The following is a 20,040-nucleotide window of genomic DNA, read 5'->3' on the forward strand; positions in this document are numbered from 1 at the left end:
GCCTGCGATGGCGGCGGGTCAGCCAATATATAGGTAGCTGACCCACCGCTATCGCAGGCAAGCCAGCTCCCACATTTTTTACCAGGTTTATTCAGAGAGACGGAGTTGAGCGGGCGACGATGGCCTGCACATCCACACCTCGTGGCAAGGTGCCATATACCCGCCCCGACGACTCGCCCAGGCGGCTGGCTATAAACCCATCGCTGACACTGGCATTGCCCGCCTCCAACAGCAATTTGGCCTGCAGGGCCACGGCAATATCCTCGGTCAACTGCCGCGCCCGGTACTGGATATCCTGGGTGTCCATAAACGCCAATTTCAACTGCTCGATATGCCGGGCCAGGCGTTTATCGCCATGCCCGTTCCCCAGTTCGACAAACAATGTCTCCAGCACGCCCGGCTCTTTCGACAAGGCCCGCAGCACGTCCAGGCATTGCACGTTACCGGAACCTTCCCACGTCGAATTGACCGGTGCCTCACGGTACAGGCGCGGCAGGATGCTGTCCTCGACATACCCGGCGCCGCCCATGCATTCAGCGGCTTCGTTGATCATCGCCGGCGCGCGCTTGCAGATCCAATACTTGCCCACCGCTGTCACCAGCCGCGCGAACTTGGCTTCCTGCTCATCGTCCAGATGGTCCAGCGCCCGGCCCATGCGCAGGCTCAGGGCCAGGGCCGCCTCGCTTTCCAGGGCCAAGTCGGCCAGCACGTTTTGCATCAACGGTTGCTCACTGAGCACGCGGCCACCGACTGAGCGATGAGCGCAATGATGACTGGCCTGGGTCAGCGCCTGACGCATCAGGGAACTGGAACCGACCATGCAATCGAAACGGGTCATGGCCACCATCTCGATGATGGTCGGTACGCCACGGCCTTCTTCGCCGACCATCCACGCCAGGGCACCGCGGAATTCGACTTCGCTGGAGGCGTTGGAACAGTTGCCGAGTTTGTTTTTCAGGCGCTGGATATAGAACGGGTTGCGTGTGTCATCCGGGCGGTGCCGGGGCAGCAGGAAACAAGTCAGACCCTTGTCCGTCTGGGCCAGGGTCAGGAAGGCATCGCACATCGGCGCCGAGCAGAACCACTTGTGCCCCACCAGTTCATAGGCCTGGCCAGGACCGCCGGCGCCCACGGGATAGGCACGGGTGGTGTTGGCACGCACATCGGTGCCGCCCTGTTTCTCGGTCATGGCCATGCCGATGGTTGCACCGGCCTTGTGGGCGATGCCGACATTGCGCGGGTCATATTCGGTGTTGAGGATTTTCGGCAGCCAACTGTCAGCCAGGTCCGGCTGCAGGCGCAGGGCCGGCACACAGGCGAAGGTCATGGTCAGCGGGCAACCGGTGCCGGCTTCGGCCTGGCTGTGCAGGTAGCCCAGGGCCGCGCGGGCGACATGGGCGCCAGGCTGGGGATGGGCCCAGGGCAACGACGGCAGGCCATGCTCGACGGCGGTGCGCATCAACTCATGATAGGCCGGATGAAACTCCACCAGGTCAATGCGGTGCCCATAGCGATCATGGCTGTTGAACACCGGTTTGTTCTGGTTGGCCAGGAACCCCGCCGCCATCAGCGGCCCGCCCGCCAAGGCGCCGTAGGCATCGATACGCGCCTCGGCCCAACCCGCGCCAAAGCGCCGCGACCACTCCTGCAGGGGCAGGTCGAGGCGATACAGGTTGGCGCCGTCCAATGACGGCGGCTGGTTGGTAACGTCGTGGGTTTCGGCGAACTGGTGCAGATTCATGACGGGCCTCCTGATAAAAGGCCACGTTCATTGAGGCCTTGAATTCAGTTAAGCATCGTCACCGCCCTTAAAAAAGTGGCATATACGCCTAACTGCCGGCGCTTTCACCCTCTAGCGGGCACAACAGGCGCCGTTGCAATACGCCCTGCAACAGCTCGAAACGCACCGGCTTGAGCAACTGCTCGGTCAGGCCGATGCCGTGACAATGCTGGCGTGCGCTGCCTTGCAGGGAGTCGCTCAAGGCGATCACCGGCAGCTCGCCGCAGCCTGGCAAGGCCCGGACCTGGCAACACAAGGAAAAACCATCCTCGGGCACATCCAGCAGCACCGCATCAAACGTCCCCTCCTGCAGCATCGCCAGGGCCGCCGGGCCGCTGTCCGCGACTTTTACCCGGTAACCCAGCTTGAGCAACATGCCGCGCAACACCAACTGCGTGACGCTGTTGTCATCCACCAGCAGGACCGTGCAGTCCTGTGGCGCGCGGTGCAGATCAACAGCGCGGGCCGGCTCCGGTGGCACCGCAATGACCGCCACCTCCAACTGGAAGCGACTGCCTTTGCGCGGTTCGGAATGATGGGTCAGGCGCCCGCCGAGCAACTCGATCAGCTGCCGGCAGATCGCCAGGCCAATGCCCAGGCCGCCATATTCGCGGGTGGTCGAGCCATCCACCTGGAAGAAACGCTGATACAGGGTCGCCTCATCCAGCTGTGCAAACCCAATCCCGGAATCGGTGACGATAAAGGTCAGGTGCAAATGGCCATCGGCCCGGGGCACGCCCACCACACGCACGCGCACCGCGCCTTGGTGGGTGAACTTGAAGGCGTTATCCAGCAGGCATTCCAGGCACTGCATCAGTTTGCCTGCATCGCCCTCCAGGCGATCCGGCAGTTCACCCGCCACGTCGATGGAAAACGCCAGCCCCTTGCCTTGGGCATTGCCGCGAAATTGCTGGCGCAAGGTATCGAGCACCCCGCGCAGGCTGAACACCTGCGGCTGCGCGCTCAAGCGGCCGGCTTGCAACTCGGTGAGGGTGAGAATGCCGTTGACCATGCGCATCATGTCCCGCGCCGAGCCGGCGGCGGTTTGCTGGTACTGCGCCAGGTCCCCGGCCAGGGGCACGGTCTGCATCAGTTCCAATGAGCCAATCACCCCATTCATCGGCGTGCGCAGCTCATGGGTCAGGGTCGCGAGGAACTCGTCTTTCAACTGGTTGCTGTGAGCCAGTTGCTGGTTGAGCACTTCCAGTTTCTGGCTGGCATCAAACAGGATTTGCGCCTGCTGTTCGCGCATCGCGTTGATCCGGTCAGCCAGGGCCAGGGACAACAGGGCGACTTCGATGGCCGAGCCGATCTGGCTGGAATACATGGTGAGAAACACGTTGGGCAGGTAGCCCAGCACCATCAGCGTATTGACCACCCCGCCGATCAAGAACGCCGACCAGGCGATGATGAAATACCGCGCCACCCGTTGGCCACAGCACCAAGCCTTGATCCCGGCGACAAAGATGGTCACGGTGAAAACCAGCGCCAGCGCGGTCGCCAGGCGCAAGGCCAGGGCATAGCTGGCCATCAGCGACAACAGCATCACCGCCGCCCCCGTACCCACCAGCACCAGCAGCAGCCGGTCAAGCCAACGGCTGTAGAGGGCGGTGTGCAGGAAGCTGCGGGCAAACAGGCTGCCGAACAACGCCGAGGCGCCGATCAGGAACGGCGTCGCCGCATTCGCCCACCAGGGGTTATCGGGCCAGAAATATTCCACCGCCGCGCCATTCACCGAGAGCTGGTACAGGCCGAACGAGGCGATGTAGAGGATGTAATAGAGGTAACTGGTGTCACGCACACTGAGGTAGATAAACAGGTTGTACACCAGCATGCCCAGCAGCACGCCGTAGATCAGGCCCAGCACATACAGGCGCAGCGGCTGGTCTTCCAGGTAGGCGGTGCTCGACCACAGGGTCAGCGGTGCCTGGATCGAACCTTCGCTTTGCAGGCGCAGGTAGAGGGTTTTCTGCTCGCCCGCCTTGAAGTCGACAGTGAACAAGTAGTTGTTCTGGCGGACCTCGCGGCTGGCAAAGGGCAATGCGTCCCCGGTACGCCCAGCCAGGCGGTAGCCACCGGCCTCATCGGGGACGTACAACTCAAGATGATCAAGGGGCGGGTAGGCCAGCTCCAGCAGCCAGGTGCGCGGGGCGTGAGGCTCCCTGGGCAGGTAATGCAGGTCGACCTTGAGCCAGAATGCCGAGCGCGAATAGCCGGCATTTAGGGTGTCTTTATCATGGTGGGTGTAGCGACTGGCCAGTGCCGCTGAACGGGCCTCGGCGATGGTGATGCCGCCACTTGGGTCTTCCAGTACTTGCATGACCCGGCCCAGGGGAAGGCTGCGGGTGGTTTCATTGAACTCGACGGCGCCGGCCAGCATCGGCAGCCCGCACAAGAGAAACATCAGCAAATAGCGCATAGAGCCCCAGCGTGGCCTGTCCGGTGATGTCAAAAGCCCCCCATTCCTTTTGAGAAGACGTACACCGGCATACATTAAGTTGTTTGGATCCACTCTAGCATAGCCGGTAAAGGCCAAAAGACACCATTGAAATAATTTTTTGAAAGGCTCTAGGACGGGGCTTTCAGCGTGCAAACGGCTAGAAATAAATGATGGCTTATAGCCATTTTTGCGCGTCTTTCAGTGTGAAATACAGGCACCGGCCAACAGCCACGCAAAAAGCGTTTGGTGGTAAGCTCGCGCACCATGAATATCTACAGCTCTCGCCCCGTTGTCCTCTGTCTCTCCGGCCATGATCCCAGTGGTGGCGCCGGCTTGCAGGCAGATATCGAAGCCCTGCTCGCCCAAGGCTGTCATGCGGCCCCGGCCGTGACCGCGCTGACCGTGCAGAACACCGTGAATGTCAGCGACTTCCGCGTGCTCGACCGCGAGTGGGTATTGGCCCAGGCCAATGCCGTGCTCGGCGACTCGCAAGTTGCGGCGGTCAAGCTGGGCATGCTCGGCTCCACGGTGATGGTCGATACCGTGGTCGAACTGCTCCAGCAGCACCCACACCTGCCGGTGGTCTGCGACCCGGTGCTGCGCGCCGGTGGCGGCGGCAGCCTGGGCAAGGATGAAGTCGGCTATGCAATGCGCGAGCGGCTGTTGCCTCTGTCGCTGATTGCCACGCCCAACCTGCCTGAAGCCCGCATCCTCGCCGAACTGCCCGACGGCACGGCGGACGAATGCGCCGAGAAACTGCTGCCGTTTATCAAGCACCTGTTGATCACCGGCGGTCATGGCGACGAGCATGAGGTGCACAATCGTCTCTACAGCCGCGACGGCACACGCCACACGTTTACCTGCCAGCGCCTGCCCGGCAGCTATCATGGCTCCGGTTGCACCCTGGCCAGCGCCCTGGCCGGTCGCCTGGCCCAGGGCGAAGGCCTGGCCAGCGCCGTGGAGTCGGCACTCAATTACACCTGGCGCACCTTGCGCGATGCCGAACAACTGGGCCAGGGGCAGTTTGTGCCGCGTCGCCTGCCATTGGATTTCTGTGGGTAATATCAAGGGGCCTGCTCGATGAAACTACGTGGCCTGTACGCCATTACCGACAGCCAACTATTGGCCGGTAAGTTCCTGTCCTACGTCGAGGCCGCGCTGGAAGGCGGCGTGACCTTGCTGCAGTACCGCGATAAAAGCAGCGACGAGGCCCGGCGCCTGCGCGAAGCCGAGGCGCTGCGTGAATTGTGCTCGCGCTACAAGACCCAACTGATCATCAATGACGATGCCGAGCTGGCCGCGCGCCTGGGCGTCGGCGTACATCTGGGCCAGACCGACGGCCCGCTGACCCCGGCCCGGGCGCTGCTCGGGCGCAATGCCATCATCGGTTCCACCTGCCACAGCCAGATCGAACTGGCCGAACAGGCCGCACGCGAAGGCGCCAGCTATGTTGCCTTTGGGCGCTTCTTCAATTCCACGACCAAGCCCGGCGCGCCCGCGGCCACCGTTGAACTGCTGGCCCAGGCCCGCGCGCGCTTGCAGGTGCCGATCTGCGTGATCGGCGGCATCACCCTGGAAAACGCCGCGCCCCTGGTGGAACACGGCGCCGACCTGCTGGCGGTGGTCCACGGCCTGTTCGGTGCCGACAGCCCCCGGGACGTGACGCGCCGCGCCCGCGCCTTCAACGAACTCCTTAAATCCTGAATTCAGAGAGCCTGCCCATGTCTCGTTCCGAAACCCTGTTTGCCAATGCCCAGAAACATATCCCCGGTGGTGTGAACTCCCCCGTGCGCGCATTCAAGAGCGTCGGTGGCACGCCGTTGTTCTTCAAGCACGCCGAAGGCGCCTACGTCACCGATGAAGATGACAAGCGCTATGTGGACTACGTGGGTTCCTGGGGGCCGATGATTCTTGGCCACAGCCATCCCGACGTGCTGGACGCGGTGCGCAAGCAACTGGAGCACGGCCTGTCCTATGGCGCGCCCACCGCCATGGAAACCGAGATGGCGGACCTGGTGTGCTCGATCGTGCCGTCGATGGAGATGGTGCGCATGGTCAGCTCCGGCACCGAAGCGACCATGAGCGCGATTCGCCTGGCCCGTGGTTTCACCGGCCGCGACAGCATCATCAAGTTTGAAGGCTGCTACCACGGCCACTCCGACAGCCTGCTGGTCAAGGCCGGCTCCGGCCTGCTGACCCAGGGCGTACCGAGTTCGGCCGGCGTGCCGGCGGCGTTTGCCAAGCACACCCTGACCCTGCCGTTCAATGACATCGCTGCCGTCGAAACCATGCTCAGCGAAGTCGGCCAGGAGGTGGCGTGCATCATCGTCGAGCCGGTGGCCGGCAATATGAACTGCGTGCCGCCAGCGCCCGGTTTCCTGGAAGGCCTGCGCACCCTGTGCGACCAGCACGGCGTGGTGTTGATTTTCGATGAAGTGATGACCGGCTTTCGCGTCGCCCTCGGTGGCGCCCAGGCTTACTACGGCGTGACGCCGGACCTGAGCACCTTCGGCAAGATCATCGGCGGCGGCATGCCGGTGGGCTGCTTCGGCGGCAAGCGCGAAATCATGCAGCACATCGCGCCGCTGGGCCCGGTCTACCAGGCCGGCACCCTGTCCGGTAACCCGCTGGCCATGGCCGCCGGCCTGACCACCCTGCGCCTGATCAACCGCCCGGGCTTCCATGCCGAGTTAAGCGACTACACCACGCGCATGCTCGACGGCCTGCAACAACGCGCCGATGCGGCAGGCATTCCGTTCGTCACGACCCAGGCCGGTGGCATGTTCGGCCTGTATTTCAGCGGTGCCGACGACATCGTGACCTTTGACGATGTGATGGGCAGCGATGCCAACCTGTTCAAGCGCTTCTTCCACCTGATGCTCGAAGGCGGCGTGTACCTAGCGCCGAGCGCCTTTGAGGCCGGTTTCACCTCCATCGCCCATGGCGAGACCGAGCTGAAACTGACCCTGGATGCTGCCGAACGTGCCTTCGCCGCATTGAAGTAAGACAGCCACAACCTGACGCCGCCCCTGGCGGCGTCAGATTTGTTACCTTGCTTACAGAAATTTCCTCGTTTTTTCGAGAAATCACCTGCAATCCGGCAGATAACTTGCCCACGCAGCAGAAAAACGAGTAAAGACTTTGTAAGCAGAGGCCTGCTTATTTCATAATGCGCGCTTATTGGATCCCCACGTGGCTCCACGCGCCCCGTCAGAGGTAAGTCGATTCCCATGAAACGCACCGGCCGCACCCTGGTTCTGGGCTGCCTGTTGCTCCTTCAGCCGCTGCTTGCGCATGCACAAGCGGGCGGTAACTCATTGTTGATCCCGGCGATGGGGCGTTGCACCCTCAATACTCAGCCCGACAGCCAGGCCGAGGCGCTGAGCGCCTGCCAGGCACTGGCCGATGGCGGGGATGCGCAGGCGCAATACGAGCTGGGCGAATTCTTCTACGACGACAAAAACCCTGCCCGTGATCTCAATAAAGCCTTGAGCTTCTTTGAGAAGGCCTCGTTGCAGGGGCATGCCGAGGCGCAGTTCAAGCTGGGCAGCATGTTCTTCCATGGCGAAGGCGTACCGGCCAATAACGTGCAGGCGTATATCGTGCTGAAGATGGCGGCGGTCAATGGCGCCGAAGATGCGCTCGACACCGCTGACGAAGTGGCCGAACACATGCAGCGCGATGAGCTGGAAGTGGCGACCCAGGTGCTGGGGCAGATTTTCCGCAATTACCTGCAGGAACTGCAGAGCGCGGATGGGCGTTCGCCTTTTTCGCCGCTGCCTTGAGGTTATCTAAACCCTTCTGACGTCATCGCAGGCAAGCCAGCTCCCACATTTTGATTTGTGAACACATTCAAATGTGGGAGCTGGCTTGCCTGCGATGGGCGCGACGCGGTCTAAAAGCCTACTTCTCAGGCATCGGCATCGGAAACGGCATGACATTGCTCACACCCCGCGCCTCGCTGATCTTCGGCGTGCCCAGGCGTTCGACTTCGTCGATGCGCACAATCGAATGCATCGGCACAAAACTGCGCACCACGCCTTCAAACTGGGCCTTGAGTTTTTCCTCGCCCGGATCGACGACCAGCTGTGTGCGCTCGCCAAAGACGAACTCTTCCACTTCCAAAAAGCCCCACAGATCACTTTGATAGATCTGCTTGGCGTACATTTCGAACACCTGGCCTTGGTTAAGGAAAATCACCTTGTAGATTGGAGCTTCACGTTTGGTCATGGGGGGCGGGCAGCACATCGGCGGATATAAATGAGGGCGCGAACTATAGCATGGCACCCGATGCACAGTGCTAGGAACCAATGGGCATGCCCCCTATAATGCGCGGTTCTTTACCACCAGTTGACGATTCCCATGGCCAAGAAGCTTTACATCGAAACCCACGGTTGCCAGATGAACGAGTACGACAGCTCGCGCATGGTCGATCTGCTGGGTGAACATCAGGCCCTGGAAGTCACGGCTCGCGCCGAAGATGCCGACGTGATCCTGCTCAATACCTGCTCGATCCGCGAACGGGCCCAGGACCGGGTCTACTCGCAGCTGGGCCGCTGGCGCGAACTGAAACTGGCCAACCCGGACATGGTGATCGCCGTCGGCGGTTGCGTGGCCAGCCAGGAAGGCGCGGCCATTCGCGACCGCGCGCCCTATGTCGACGTGGTCTTCGGCCCGCAGACCCTGCACCGCCTGCCGGAAATGATCGACGCTGCGCGTATCACCAAGCTGCCGCAAGTGGACGTCTCGTTCCCGGAAATCGAAAAATTCGACCACTTGCCCGAACCACGCATCGACGGCCCCAGTGCCTATGTGTCGGTGATGGAAGGTTGCAGCAAGTACTGCACCTTCTGCGTGGTGCCGTATACCCGTGGCGAAGAAGTCAGCCGCCCGTTCGACGACGTGCTGGCGGAAATCATCCACCTGGCCGAAAACGGCGTGCGGGAAGTGACCCTGCTGGGGCAGAACGTCAACGGCTATCGCGGCCAGACCCACGATGGGCGCCTGGCGGACCTGGCCGAGCTGATTCGCGTGGTCGCGGCGGTAGACGGCATCGAGCGCATTCGCTACACCACCTCGCACCCGCTGGAGTTCTCCGACAGCCTGATCCAGGCCCACGCCGAAGTGCCGGAGCTGGTCAAGCACCTGCATTTGCCGGTGCAATCGGGTTCGGACCGCATCCTTTCGGCGATGAAGCGCAACCACACGGCCCTGGAGTACAAGTCCAAGCTGCGCAAACTGCGCGCCGCCGTGCCGGGCATCTGCATCAGTTCGGACTTTATCGTCGGCTTCCCCGGCGAGACCGAGAAAGACTTCCAGCAGACCATGAAGCTGATTGAAGACGTCGGTTTCGACTTCTCCTACTCCTTCGTCTACAGCCAGCGCCCGGGCACCCCGGCTGCCGACCTGCTGGACGAAACCCCGGAGGCGCTGAAAAAGGAGCGCCTGAACGCGCTGCAACATCGCCTCAACCAGCAGGGGTTCGAGATCAGCCGACAAATGGTCGGTTCGACCCAGCGCATCCTGGTCACCGATTACTCGAAAAAAGACCCGGGCGAGTTGCAGGGACGCACCGAGAACAATCGGATCGTCAACTTCCGTTGCGATAACCCGACGCTGATCGGCCAGTTCGCCGACGTGCACATCGACGCGGCGCAACCGCACTCGCTGCGCGGCTCGTTGATCAACTGACGCGGCGGATTCGGGACAAATGCAGATCAAATGTGGGAGCTGGCTTGCCTGCGATAGCGATGTAACAGGCGGTATCTCTTTTGAATGGGCCGGCCCTATCGCAGGCAAGCCAGCTCCCACAGGGGTTCTTCGTTGCTCCTGAGAGCGAACCCAGGCCATTTAAGTGCTTTCGCACACCGGCGGCTGGCGTTATCCTCTATTTCACCTAAACAGCCAAAGGGCGGCTAAAAGCAACCTTGAACGCACCCATAGCAGAACCCCATCGTTTCCTCCTCGAGCCGTTTGAGGCTCGTCGTTTCGCCAACCTGTGCGGACAGTTCGACGAGCACCTGCGCCTGATCGAACAACGCCTGAGCATCGAGATCCGCAACCGCGGCAACCAGTTCGAGCTGATTGGCGAACCCCAGCACACCACGTCTGCAGAAAACCTGCTGCGTCGCCTCTACCGCGAAACCAAGGGTAGCGAACTGTCGCCGGAAACCGTGCACCTGTACCTGCAGGAATCCGCCGTAGAAGACCTGGCCAACAACCCGGTGGCCGAAGCCAGCGTGGCGCTGCGTACCAAAAAAGGCATGATTCGCCCGCGCGGCTTGAATCAGCAGCGCTACGTCAAGGAAATCCTCGGCAACGACATCAACTTCGGTATCGGCCCGGCCGGCACCGGCAAGACCTACCTGGCGGTGGCCTGTGCAGTGGACGCCCTGGAGCGCGAACAGGTGCGACGCATCCTGTTGGTGCGCCCAGCGGTGGAAGCGGGCGAGAAACTGGGCTTTCTGCCCGGCGACCTGGCCCAGAAAATCGACCCGTACCTGCGCCCGCTGTACGACGCGCTGTATGAAATGCTCGGCTTTGAATACGTGGCCAAGCTGATCGAGCGCCAGGTGATCGAGATCGCCCCGCTGGCCTATATGCGCGGCCGCACCCTGAACAACAGCTTCATCATCCTCGACGAAAGCCAGAACACCACCGTCGAGCAGATGAAGATGTTCCTGACCCGTATCGGTTTCGGCTCCACGGCCGTGATCACCGGCGATATCACCCAGGTCGACCTGCCCAAGGGCACCAAGTCAGGCCTGGGCCAGGTGATCGAGGTGCTCAAGGACGTACCGGGCATCAGCTTTACCCACTTCATGCCCAAGGATGTGGTGCGTCACCCGCTGGTACAGCGCATTGTCGAGGCCTACGAGCGCTTTGAACACCGCGACGACGGCCTGTCCAAGGACAACCGCCGCGATGCTTGAGCTTGATCTGCAACTGGCCACCCAAGCGCCAGCCCCCAGCGAAGAACAGTTCCGCCACTGGTGCACACTGGCCCTGCGCCAGCGCAGCGCCGACTCGGAACTGACCATTCGTCTGGTGGATGAACCTGAAGGCCGCGAACTGAATCACACCTGGCGCCAGAAAGACTACGCGACCAATGTGCTGTCGTTCCCCGCCGATGTGCCGGATGAACTGCTGGATATCCCGTTGCTGGGTGACCTGGTGATCTGCGTCGCGGTGGTGGAGCGCGAGGCAAAGGAACAAGGCAAGGCCCTGGAGGCCCACTGGGCCCACTTGGTCATGCACGGCTGCTTGCATCTGTTGGGTTACGACCATATAGATGATGAAGAAGCCGAAGAAATGGAAGCTCTGGAACGAACGTTGCTTGCAGAGTTGGGGCACCCTGACCCCTATGCAGACGACGAACACTAATCGACACTCAACTGAAACAATCAAGGATTTAGAGTAATCGCTATGAGCGAAGACCGATCGAGCAACGGGCAAAAGTCATGGCTGGGTAAACTGACCCAGGCTTTTGCCCACGAGCCGAAAAACCGCCAGGAGCTGCTGGAGCTGCTGCGCGAGGCCCATCAGAACAAGTTGCTGGACAGCGAAGCGCTGGCCATCGTCGAAGGCGCCATCCAGGTGGCTGACCTGCAAGTCCGGGACATCATGGTCCCGCGCTCGCAGATGATCAGCATCAAGGCGACCCAGACCCCACGGGAATTCCTCCCGGCCGTGATCGACTCGGCGCACTCGCGCTACCCGGTGATCGGCGAAAGCCATGACGACGTCATGGGTGTCTTGCTGGCCAAGGACCTGCTGCCGCTGATCCTCAAGGAGAACGGCGACAGCTTCAACATCAAGGACCTGCTGCGGCCTGCGACCTTCGTACCCGAGTCCAAGCGCCTGAATGTGCTGCTGCGCGAGTTTCGCGCCAACCACAATCATATGGCCATCGTGATTGACGAATACGGCGGCGTCGCAGGCCTGGTGACCATCGAAGACGTGCTGGAACAGATCGTCGGCGATATCGAAGACGAACACGACGTCGAAGAAGACAGCTACATCAAGCCGCTGCCCAGCGGGGACTTCCTGGTCAAGGCACTGACGCCAATCGAGAACTTCAACGAGTTCTTCGACAGCGAATTCTCCGACGATGAGTTCGACACTGTCGGCGGCCTGGTGATGAGTGCCTTTGGCCATCTGCCCAAGCGCAACGAAACCACCGAGATCGGCGCCTACCGCTTCCGCATCCTGAATGCCGATAGCCGTCGTATCCACCTGATCCGCCTGACACCTATTGCCCGCTAAGGACTGATATGCGCCGTCTCACCGCACCCGGCTGGCCCGGTAACCTGCTGGCCGTGGTGGCCGGTGCTATCACCACCCTGGCGCTGGCGCCGTTCGATATCTGGCCGCTGGCACTGGTGGCGGTCGGGGTGTTCTACGCCGGAATGCGCCAACTGATACCCCGCCAGGCCTTCGGGCGTGGCTGGTGTTTCGGTTTTGGCCTGTTTGGCGCGGGCACCAGCTGGATCTACTACAGCATCCATCACTTTGGCGGCGCTTCGGTATTGCTGGCCGGGCTGTTGATGCTGGCGTTCACCGCCGCGATTGCCTTGTTTTTTGCCCTGCCCGCCTGGCTCTGGGCCCGCTGGCTGCGCCGTAACGAAGCGCCCCTGGCCGATGCCCTGGCGTTTGCCGCGCTGTGGGTGGGCCAGGAAGCATTTCGCGGCTGGTTCCTGACAGGTTTCCCCTGGTTGTACTCCGGTTATAGCCAACTCGACGGCCCGCTGGCCGGGCTCGCACCGTTGGGTGGGGTATGGCTGATTTCGTTTGTCCTGGCCTTGAGCGCAGCGCTGCTCGTCAACCTGCCGCGCTTGCTGGCGACCAGGCGCAACGCGTTTATCGGCGCGGGCCTGGTGCTGCTGGTCGCGCCCTGGGCGATTGGCCTGGCGCTCAAGCATCACGCCTGGACCAGCCCCGCTGGCGAGCCGCTAAGCGTCGCGGCGATCCAGGGCAATGTCGAGCAAAGCATGAAGTGGGACCCGGCGCAGCTCAACGCGCAACTGGCGCTGTACCGCGACATGAGCTTTGCCTCCAAGCGCGTGGACCTGCTGATCTGGCCGGAAACTGCTGTGCCGGTGCTCATGGAGTCCGTCGAGGGCTACCTGGGGATGATGGGCAAGTTCGCCGCCGATCGGAACGCGGCGATGATCACCGGCGTGCCGATCCGCCAGGAAGTGCGTCATGAAAAGCGCTATTTCAATGGCATCACCGTGGTCGGCCAGGGTGATGGCACCTATTTGAAGCAAAAGCTGGTGCCCTTTGGCGAGTACGTGCCATTGCAGGATGTATTGCGCGGCCTGATTGCGTTCTTCGACCTGCCGATGTCGGACTTTGCCCGCGGTCCCGAAGACCAGGCACTGCTGCAAGCCAAGGGCTATCAGATCGCGCCGTATATCTGCTACGAAGTGGTCTACCCGGAGTTCGCCGCCGGCCTCGCCGCCCGCAGCGACTTGCTGCTGACCATCAGCAATGACACCTGGTTCGGCACCTCCATCGGCCCCTTGCAGCACCTGCAAATGGCCCAGATGCGCGCCCTGGAAGCCGGCCGCTGGATGATCCGCGCCACCAACAACGGCGTGACCGGCCTGATCAACCCGTTCGGGCAGATCACCGAGCAGATCCCGCAGTTCGAGCGCGGCATTCTCTATGGCGAGGTCGTGCCCATGCATAACCTGACGCCGTACCTGCAATGGCGTTCGTGGCCGCTGATCATCCTGTGCCTGGGGCTGTTTGGCTGGGCGCTGCTGGCCGGGCGCATGGCCAAGACCGTCTGACACCCAATGTGGGAGCGGGCTTGCCCGCGATGGAGGTGGGTCAGTCACTAAAAATGCTGACTGATACACCGCCATCGCGGGCAAGCCCGCTCCCACACAAGCCCTACATTTTGATGTGCGCCGTTAACGGTAGAACAGCCGGTAACCCACCTGCCCGACCGCCTCATTAATCAACTGCCCGCTCTGCCAGATCGACTTGAATTCCGGCATCCAACCGCCCAGCGGCCGGGCATTATCCACCCCCAGGAAGCCGACCGGCGCCGGCACCACGGTAAAGCCGGCCTTCTCGAAGCTCCACACCGAACGCGGCATATGCCAGGCCTGGGTCACGACCACCACGCGCTTGACGCCCTGGGGCAGCAGGATCTCGGCGCTCATCTGCGCATTTTCCCAGGTGGTGCGGCTGCGCTCTTCCTTCCAGCGCACGGCCACGCCAAAGTCATCCTGCATCGACACCGCCATCAACTGCGCCTCGCTGGGCGGCGTGCCGTAGTGCAGGCCGCCGCTGGTCAGCACCGGCAGCCCCGACGCCTTGGCCAATCGCGCCGCATAGCGCTGACGCTCCAGGCCGATCCCGGTCGGCTGATCAGCGCCCCAGGCCGGGTCCCCCCGCTCACGGCCCGAGCCCAGCACCACAATGGCATCGGCCCGTTGCGCCAGGCTGGCCCAGTCTTCCACGGCCAGTGGGGGCTCGGTTTCCAGGGCGCGGGCGCCCCACTCCACCATCACCGGCAAGCTGATCAGCCACATCCCGCCAAACCCCAGGGCAAAACACACGCCGGCCAAGCGTGGACGGGTGCGGCGAAACCACCAGGCAAGGGCCAGCAGCAGCAAGAGAATGCCGGGCGGCAGCAATAATTGTTTGATGAAATAACGAATAGGCATCGAGCATCTCCAAAGATGCCCGAAGCCTAAGGTGTAACGGGGTTTAGCGACAATCTTTACCCGTGTGGAACAGGCACTGAAGTGGTTACTTGAACCGTACGGCGCGGATTTCCGGGCCGCGAGCGGCCGACAAGTCCTTGAGCCATACCACCTTGGACGATCGCACAGGCTCCCTGGCTGGCACAGGCGCCACCCATTGCGGGACTGGGCGGGCGTTCAAGTCCAGGTAGGCCTTGATCACCTCGAACTCTGCGGGGCTCAAACCGCGCAGTTCCAACTCTGCGGGCCGCTCGTCACGCAATCGGCCCGCGGTTCTTGCCGCATCCAGCGCTCGACCCAAGCGGTCGATCAGTCCTTCATACACTTCCGGTTTCGTTATCATTCGCTGCGAATCAACCATCCCCTCACCTCATTAAAGATAAGTCTCACTCCCCAATAAACAGCGTAGCTGCGCTGACGGAACCAACCGGGTGCCGCGACCAACGGCCTGCACTGCGCAATCAGGGTTTCCCTCGATAGAGCGGGGTCATGTATGCTACGGCGCTTCCTGTAACTCCACTTCCCGCAGGGTTTGGGCACGGACGCGCCGCTTTTTGGTGTCGATCAACCCGGACAATGCACCGAAGAGGATTAGGCCACCCCTATTCAGTTCAAAAGTAGCCATGCACGAACACTATCAGCCCCGTGAAATAGAAAATGCCGCCCAAACTTTCTGGGACGAGCAAAAGTCCTTTGAAGTCAGTGAACAGCCAGGCAAGGAGACTTACTACTGCCTATCGATGTTCCCTTACCCCAGCGGCAAACTACACATGGGGCACGTGCGTAACTACACCATCGGCGACGTGATTTCCCGCTACCAGCGCATGCTCGGCAAGAATGTCCTGCAACCTATGGGTTGGGACGCCTTCGGCATGCCCGCGGAAAACGCCGCGATGAAAAACAACGTAGCGCCCGCCAAGTGGACCTACGAAAACATCGCCTACATGAAGACCCAGCTGCGCAGCCTGGGCCTGGCCGTGGACTGGTCCCGCGAAGTGACCACCTGCAAGCCGGACTACTACCGCTGGGAACAATGGCTGTTCACCCGCCTGTTCGAGAAAGGCGTGATCTACAAAAAAAGCGGCACCGTGAACTGGGACCCGGTCGACCAGACCGTCCTGGCCAACGAGCAGGTGATCGACGGTCGCGGCTGGCGTTCCGGCGCGCTGATCGAGAAGCGCGAAATCCCGATGTACTACTTCAAGATCACCGCCTACGCCGATGAACTCTTGTCGAGCCTCGACGACCTGCCGGGCTGGCCTGAACAGGTCAAGACCATGCAGCGCAACTGGATCGGCAAGTCCAAGGGCATGGAAGTGCAGTTCCCGTACAACGTCGATTCCATAGGCGTTGCTGGCGCCCTGAAAGTCTTCACCACCCGCCCGGACACCCTGATGGGCGCGACCTACGTCGCCGTGGCCGCCGAACACCCGCTGGCCACCCTGGCCGCCCAGAACAACCCTGAGCTGCAGGCCTTTATCGCCGAATGCAAAGGCGGCAGCGTGGCCGAAGCCGACGTCGCCACCCAGGAGAAAAAGGGCCTGCCGACCTCGCTGTTCGTCGAGCACCCGCTGACCGGCGAAAAGCTGCCGGTCTGGGTCGCCAACTATGTGCTGATGCACTACGGCGATGGCGCAGTAATGGCCGTGCCCGCCCATGACGAGCGCGACTTTGAATTCGCCACCAAATACAACCTGCCGATCAAGTCCGTGGTGCGCACCAGCTCCGGTGAAACCAACCCGGCCCCGTGGCAGGACGCCTATAACGAACACGGCACCCTGATCAACTCCGGCGAGTTCGACGGCCTGGACTTCGCAGGCGCCTTCGACGCCATGGAAGTCGCGCTGATCAAGAAAAACCTCGGTGCCTCGCGCACCCAGTTCCGCCTGCGCGACTGGGGTATCAGCCGCCAGCGCTACTGGGGTTGCCCGATCCCGATCATCCACTGCGAAAGCTGTGGCGACGTGCCAGTACCGGAAGACCAATTGCCGGTGATACTGCCCGAAGACGTGGTGCCGGACGGCGCCGGTTCGCCATTGGCGCGCATGCCCGAGTTCTACGAGTGCAGTTGCCCGAAATGCGGCCAGCCTGCCAAGCGCGAAACCGACACCATGGACACCTTCGTCGAGTCCTCGTGGTACTACGCCCGCTACGCCTCGCCGCACTATGAAGGCGGCCTGGTGGAAAAATCCGCGGCCGACCACTGGTTGCCGGTGGATCAGTACATCGGTGGCATCGAACACGCGATCCTGCACCTGCTGTATGCGCGCTTCTTCCACAAGCTGATGCGTGACGAAGGGCTGGTCAGTTCCAACGAGCCGTTCAAGAACCTGCTGACCCAGGGCATGGTGATCGCCGAGACGTACTATCGCCGCGAAGCCAATGGCGCCTACACCTGGTTCAACCCGGCGGACGTGGAGCTTGAGCGTGACAGCAAGGCCAAGGTCATCAGCGCCAAGCTGAAATCCGACGGCCTGCCGGTGGAAATCGGCGGCACCGAGAAGATGGCCAAGTCGAAGAACAACGGCGTCGACCCTCAGTCGATGATCGATCAGTTCGGCGCCGACACCTGCCGCCTGTTCATGATGTTCGCCTCGCCGCCCGACATGAGCGCCGAATGGTCCGACTCCGGCGTCGAAGGTTCGCACCGCTTCCTCAAGCGCGTCTGGCGCCTGGCGCACGCCCATGTCAGCCAGGGCCTGCCGGGCAAACTGGACGTGGCGTCGTTGAGCGACGAGCAAAAGCTCATTCGCCGCAGCACCCACCTGGCGATCAAGCAAGCCGGCCAGGACGTGGGCCAGCACCACAAGTTCAACACCGCCATCGCCCAGGTGATGACGCTGATGAACGTGTTGGAAAAAGCGCCACAGGCCACCGAACAGGACCGCGCCTTGGTACAGGAAGGCCTGGAAACCGTCGTCCTGCTGCTGGCGCCGATTACCCCGCACATCAGCCACGACCTGTGGAGCCAGTTGGGCCACAGCGGCGCGGTGATCGATGCCCCATGGCCCACAGCAGATGACAGCGCCCTGGTACAGGACACCCTGCAACTGGTGATTCAGGTCAACGGCAAGCTGCGCGGCCAGATCGACATGCCTGCCAGCGCCAGCCGCGAAGAAGTCGAAGCCGCCGCGCGTAGCAACGAGAACGTGCTGCGCTTCACCGAAGGCCTGACGATCCGCAAAGTGATCGTGGTGCCCGGCAAACTGGTCAATATCGTCGCAAGCTAATCGGATCGGGCGCCAGGGCAAGAGCCCCGGCGCCGAACAAACCTCCAGGGCCTCGATAAGGCCCACATGGTTTCAAGGGGAGCAATAAAATGATCAAACGCAACCTGCTGGTGATGGGCCTTGCCGTACTGCTGAGCGCTTGCGGCTTCCAGCTGCGCGGCACCGGCACCACGGAACTGGCGATCAAGGAACTGGATGTCAGCGCACGCAACGCCTATGGCGAAACCGTGACCCAGCTGCGTCAAACCCTGGAAAACAGCGGCGTCAAAGTCTATAACGGCGCGGCTTACAAGCTGGTGTTGGTCGATGAGAAAGAGACCCAGCGCAACCTCAGCTACGCCAGTGCCGGCCGCTCTTCGGACATCGAGTTGAGCAACGTGCTCATGTTCCAGATCCAGGGCCACGACCAGTTGCCGCTGATCAGCGACAAGCTACAAGTGCAGAAAGTCGTGACCCATGACGGCAACAACCTGGTGGGTTCCGACACCGAGGTCACTCAGGTGCGTAATGAAATGCGCCGTGACCTGGTCCAGCGGATGGTCCTGCGCCTGCAGATGATCAGCCCGGCCCAGCTCGATGCCCTGCAGCAGACTGCCGACGCCAAGGCCAAGGCAGACGCCGAGGCACTGAAAGCCGCGCAGGACTATGAAAACAGCGTGCCGAAACAGTCGCCTGTTGAAGTCCCTGCCGAGTAAACCAGACGGGGCGCGCCATGCGCCCCGTCCATCCAGCCTATGAAACTCGCCCCCGCCCAACTCGCCAAGCACCTGCAAGGCAACCTCGCGCCTGTGTACATCGTCAGTGGCGATGATCCGCTGCTGTGCCAGGAAGCCGCCGACACCATCCGCCAGGCGGCGCGCCAGCAAGGCTTTGATGAACGCCAGGTGTTCAGCGCCGACGCCAGCTTCGACTGGGGCACCCTGCTCCAGGCCGGGGCCAGCATGTCGCTGTTTGCCGAAAAACGCCTGCTGGAGCTGCGCCTGCCCTCGGGCAAGCCCGGCGACAAAGGCGCGGCGGCCCTGATGGAATATTGCGCCCGCCCCGCCGAGGACACGCTGTTGCTGATCAGCCTGCCCAAGCTCGATGGCAGCGCGCAGAAAACCAAATGGGGCAAGGCGCTGGTGGAAGGGCCGCAGACCCAGTTCATCCAGATCTGGCCGGTCGACAGCAGTCAGTTGCCGCAATGGATCCGCCAGCGCCTGTCCCAGGCCGGGTTGTCTGCCAGCCAGGACGCGGTCGAGCTGATCGCCGCCCGGGTTGAAGGCAACTTGCTGGCCGCAGCCCAAGAGATCGAAAAGCTCAAGCTGATGGCCGAAGACGGGCAGATTACCGTCGAAACCGTGCAAGGTGCGGTGGCCGACAGTGCGCGTTTTGACGTATTCGGGTTGGTGGACGCGATACTCAATGGCGAACCAGCCCATGCACTGCGTATGCTCGAAGGGCTGCGTGGCGAAGGCGTGGAACCGCCAGTGATTCTCTGGGCCCTGGCCCGGGAGTTGCGCCTGCTGGCCAATATTGCCCTGCAATACAGCCAGGGTACGCCGCTGGACAAGGCTTTCAGCCAAGCCCGCCCACCGGTATGGGACAAGCGCAAGCCCCTGATGAGCAAGGCCCTGCAACGGCACTCGGCGCAACGCTGGGCGCAATTGTTGCTCGAAGCCCAGCGCATCGACGCGCAGATCAAGGGCCAGGCCGCCGGGTCGCCGTGGATGAGCTTGAGTCGTTTGTCGCTGCTTATGTCCGGCCAGCGCCTGGCACTGCCTGCCGAATAAGAAATCCCCCCAGACAACGCAATACCCATGTGGGAGCGGGCTTGCTCGCGATAGCGGTGGGTCAGTCAAGTATCCATTAACTGACCCACCGCTATCG

At 62.1% G+C, this 20,040-nt stretch carries 17 protein-coding genes; 12 read left to right on the forward strand and 5 right to left on the reverse strand.

From position 1 onward, the window contains the following. Positions 1–91 precede the first annotated feature (91 nt). Both AC07W7_RS26255 and AC07W7_RS26260 read right to left on the reverse strand, forming a co-directional pair. A complete protein-coding gene (locus AC07W7_RS26255; protein WP_495040401.1) occupies positions 92–1,741 on the reverse strand; it encodes an acyl-CoA dehydrogenase family protein in 1,650 nt (549 codons plus the stop codon). Between the two features lie 88 nt (positions 1,742–1,829). After that, a complete protein-coding gene (locus AC07W7_RS26260; RefSeq protein WP_076964211.1) occupies positions 1,830–4,199 on the reverse strand; it encodes a hybrid sensor histidine kinase/response regulator in 2,370 nt (789 codons plus the stop codon). Positions 4,200–4,484: 285 nt separating this feature from the next. Between AC07W7_RS26260 and AC07W7_RS26265 the strand changes: the two genes are divergently transcribed. The 4 genes from AC07W7_RS26265 (at position 4,485) to AC07W7_RS26280 (ending at position 8,005) form a co-directional block, all read left to right on the forward strand. Further along, positions 4,485–5,282 (forward strand): hydroxymethylpyrimidine/phosphomethylpyrimidine kinase, encoded by a 798-nt coding sequence (locus AC07W7_RS26265; RefSeq protein WP_495040402.1) that lies wholly within the window; start codon positions 4,485–4,487, stop codon positions 5,280–5,282. Positions 5,283–5,300: 18 nt separating this feature from the next. Continuing rightward, the gene (thiE, locus tag AC07W7_RS26270; protein WP_169901427.1) at positions 5,301–5,924 is read left to right on the forward strand and encodes a thiamine phosphate synthase; all 624 of its coding nucleotides are present in this window, start codon (positions 5,301–5,303) and stop codon (positions 5,922–5,924) included. Between the two features lie 17 nt (positions 5,925–5,941). Continuing rightward, positions 5,942–7,225, forward strand: coding sequence for a glutamate-1-semialdehyde 2,1-aminomutase (gene hemL, locus AC07W7_RS26275; RefSeq protein ID WP_076964208.1), 1,284 nt, complete (start codon positions 5,942–5,944; stop codon positions 7,223–7,225). 225 nt (positions 7,226–7,450) lie between these two features. Next, positions 7,451–8,005, forward strand: a complete 555-nt coding sequence (locus tag AC07W7_RS26280) for a tetratricopeptide repeat protein (protein WP_076964207.1) — start codon at positions 7,451–7,453, stop codon at positions 8,003–8,005. Between the two features lie 118 nt (positions 8,006–8,123). Here the strand turns inward: AC07W7_RS26280 and AC07W7_RS26285 are convergent, their stop codons facing one another. Further along, positions 8,124–8,450 carry a DUF1820 family protein gene (locus AC07W7_RS26285; protein ID WP_003236992.1) on the reverse strand — a complete coding sequence of 109 codons (327 nt, stop codon included), beginning with the start codon at positions 8,448–8,450 and terminating at the stop codon, positions 8,124–8,126. Between the two features lie 132 nt (positions 8,451–8,582). On the opposite strand from AC07W7_RS26285, the gene miaB reads away from it, so the two are divergent. The 5 genes from miaB to lnt all read left to right on the forward strand — a co-directional run bounded on the left by miaB (position 8,583) and on the right by lnt (position 14,017). Beyond that, complete coding sequence (gene miaB, locus AC07W7_RS26290; RefSeq protein WP_003215455.1) at positions 8,583–9,911, forward strand: tRNA (N6-isopentenyl adenosine(37)-C2)-methylthiotransferase MiaB; 1,329 nt, start codon at positions 8,583–8,585, stop codon at positions 9,909–9,911. 236 nt (positions 9,912–10,147) lie between these two features. After that, positions 10,148–11,152, forward strand: coding sequence for a PhoH family protein (locus tag AC07W7_RS26295; protein ID WP_029292238.1), 1,005 nt, complete (start codon positions 10,148–10,150; stop codon positions 11,150–11,152). After that, entirely contained in the window at positions 11,145–11,603 is a 459-nt protein-coding gene (gene ybeY, locus AC07W7_RS26300; RefSeq protein ID WP_076964206.1) for an rRNA maturation RNase YbeY, read from the forward strand. The genes AC07W7_RS26295 and ybeY overlap by 8 nt, the downstream gene beginning before the upstream one ends. Before the next feature lie 42 nt (positions 11,604–11,645). Then, entirely contained in the window at positions 11,646–12,485 is an 840-nt protein-coding gene (locus AC07W7_RS26305; RefSeq protein WP_005791724.1) for a CorC family transporter, read from the forward strand. Between the two features lie 8 nt (positions 12,486–12,493). After that, positions 12,494–14,017 (forward strand): apolipoprotein N-acyltransferase, encoded by a 1,524-nt coding sequence (lnt, locus tag AC07W7_RS26310; RefSeq protein ID WP_495040403.1) that lies wholly within the window; start codon positions 12,494–12,496, stop codon positions 14,015–14,017. Positions 14,018–14,140: 123 nt separating this feature from the next. Here lnt and AC07W7_RS26315 read toward each other — a convergent pair whose 3' ends face one another. Then, positions 14,141–14,902, reverse strand: a complete 762-nt coding sequence (locus AC07W7_RS26315) for a YdcF family protein (protein WP_495040404.1) — start codon at positions 14,900–14,902, stop codon at positions 14,141–14,143. An 85-nt stretch (positions 14,903–14,987) separates the two neighbouring features. Continuing rightward, positions 14,988–15,302: a hypothetical protein gene (locus AC07W7_RS26320; RefSeq protein ID WP_076964203.1), complete on the reverse strand. Its 315-nt coding sequence runs from the start codon at positions 15,300–15,302 to the stop codon at positions 14,988–14,990. 262 nt (positions 15,303–15,564) lie between these two features. Between AC07W7_RS26320 and leuS the strand changes: the two genes are divergently transcribed. From leuS to holA, 3 genes are all read left to right on the forward strand, one after another. Beyond that, positions 15,565–18,171 (forward strand): leucine--tRNA ligase, encoded by a 2,607-nt coding sequence (gene leuS / locus AC07W7_RS26325; RefSeq protein ID WP_099168345.1) that lies wholly within the window; start codon positions 15,565–15,567, stop codon positions 18,169–18,171. 89 nt (positions 18,172–18,260) lie between these two features. After that, positions 18,261–18,866, forward strand: a complete 606-nt coding sequence (locus AC07W7_RS26330) for an LPS-assembly lipoprotein LptE (RefSeq protein WP_076964201.1) — start codon at positions 18,261–18,263, stop codon at positions 18,864–18,866. A 39-nt stretch (positions 18,867–18,905) separates the two neighbouring features. After that, a complete protein-coding gene (holA, locus tag AC07W7_RS26335) occupies positions 18,906–19,943 on the forward strand; it encodes a DNA polymerase III subunit delta (RefSeq protein WP_076964200.1) in 1,038 nt (345 codons plus the stop codon). Positions 19,944–20,040: the final 97 nt, after the last annotated feature.

Source organism: Pseudomonas sp. GW821-FHT01D09 (genome assembly GCF_059422465.1).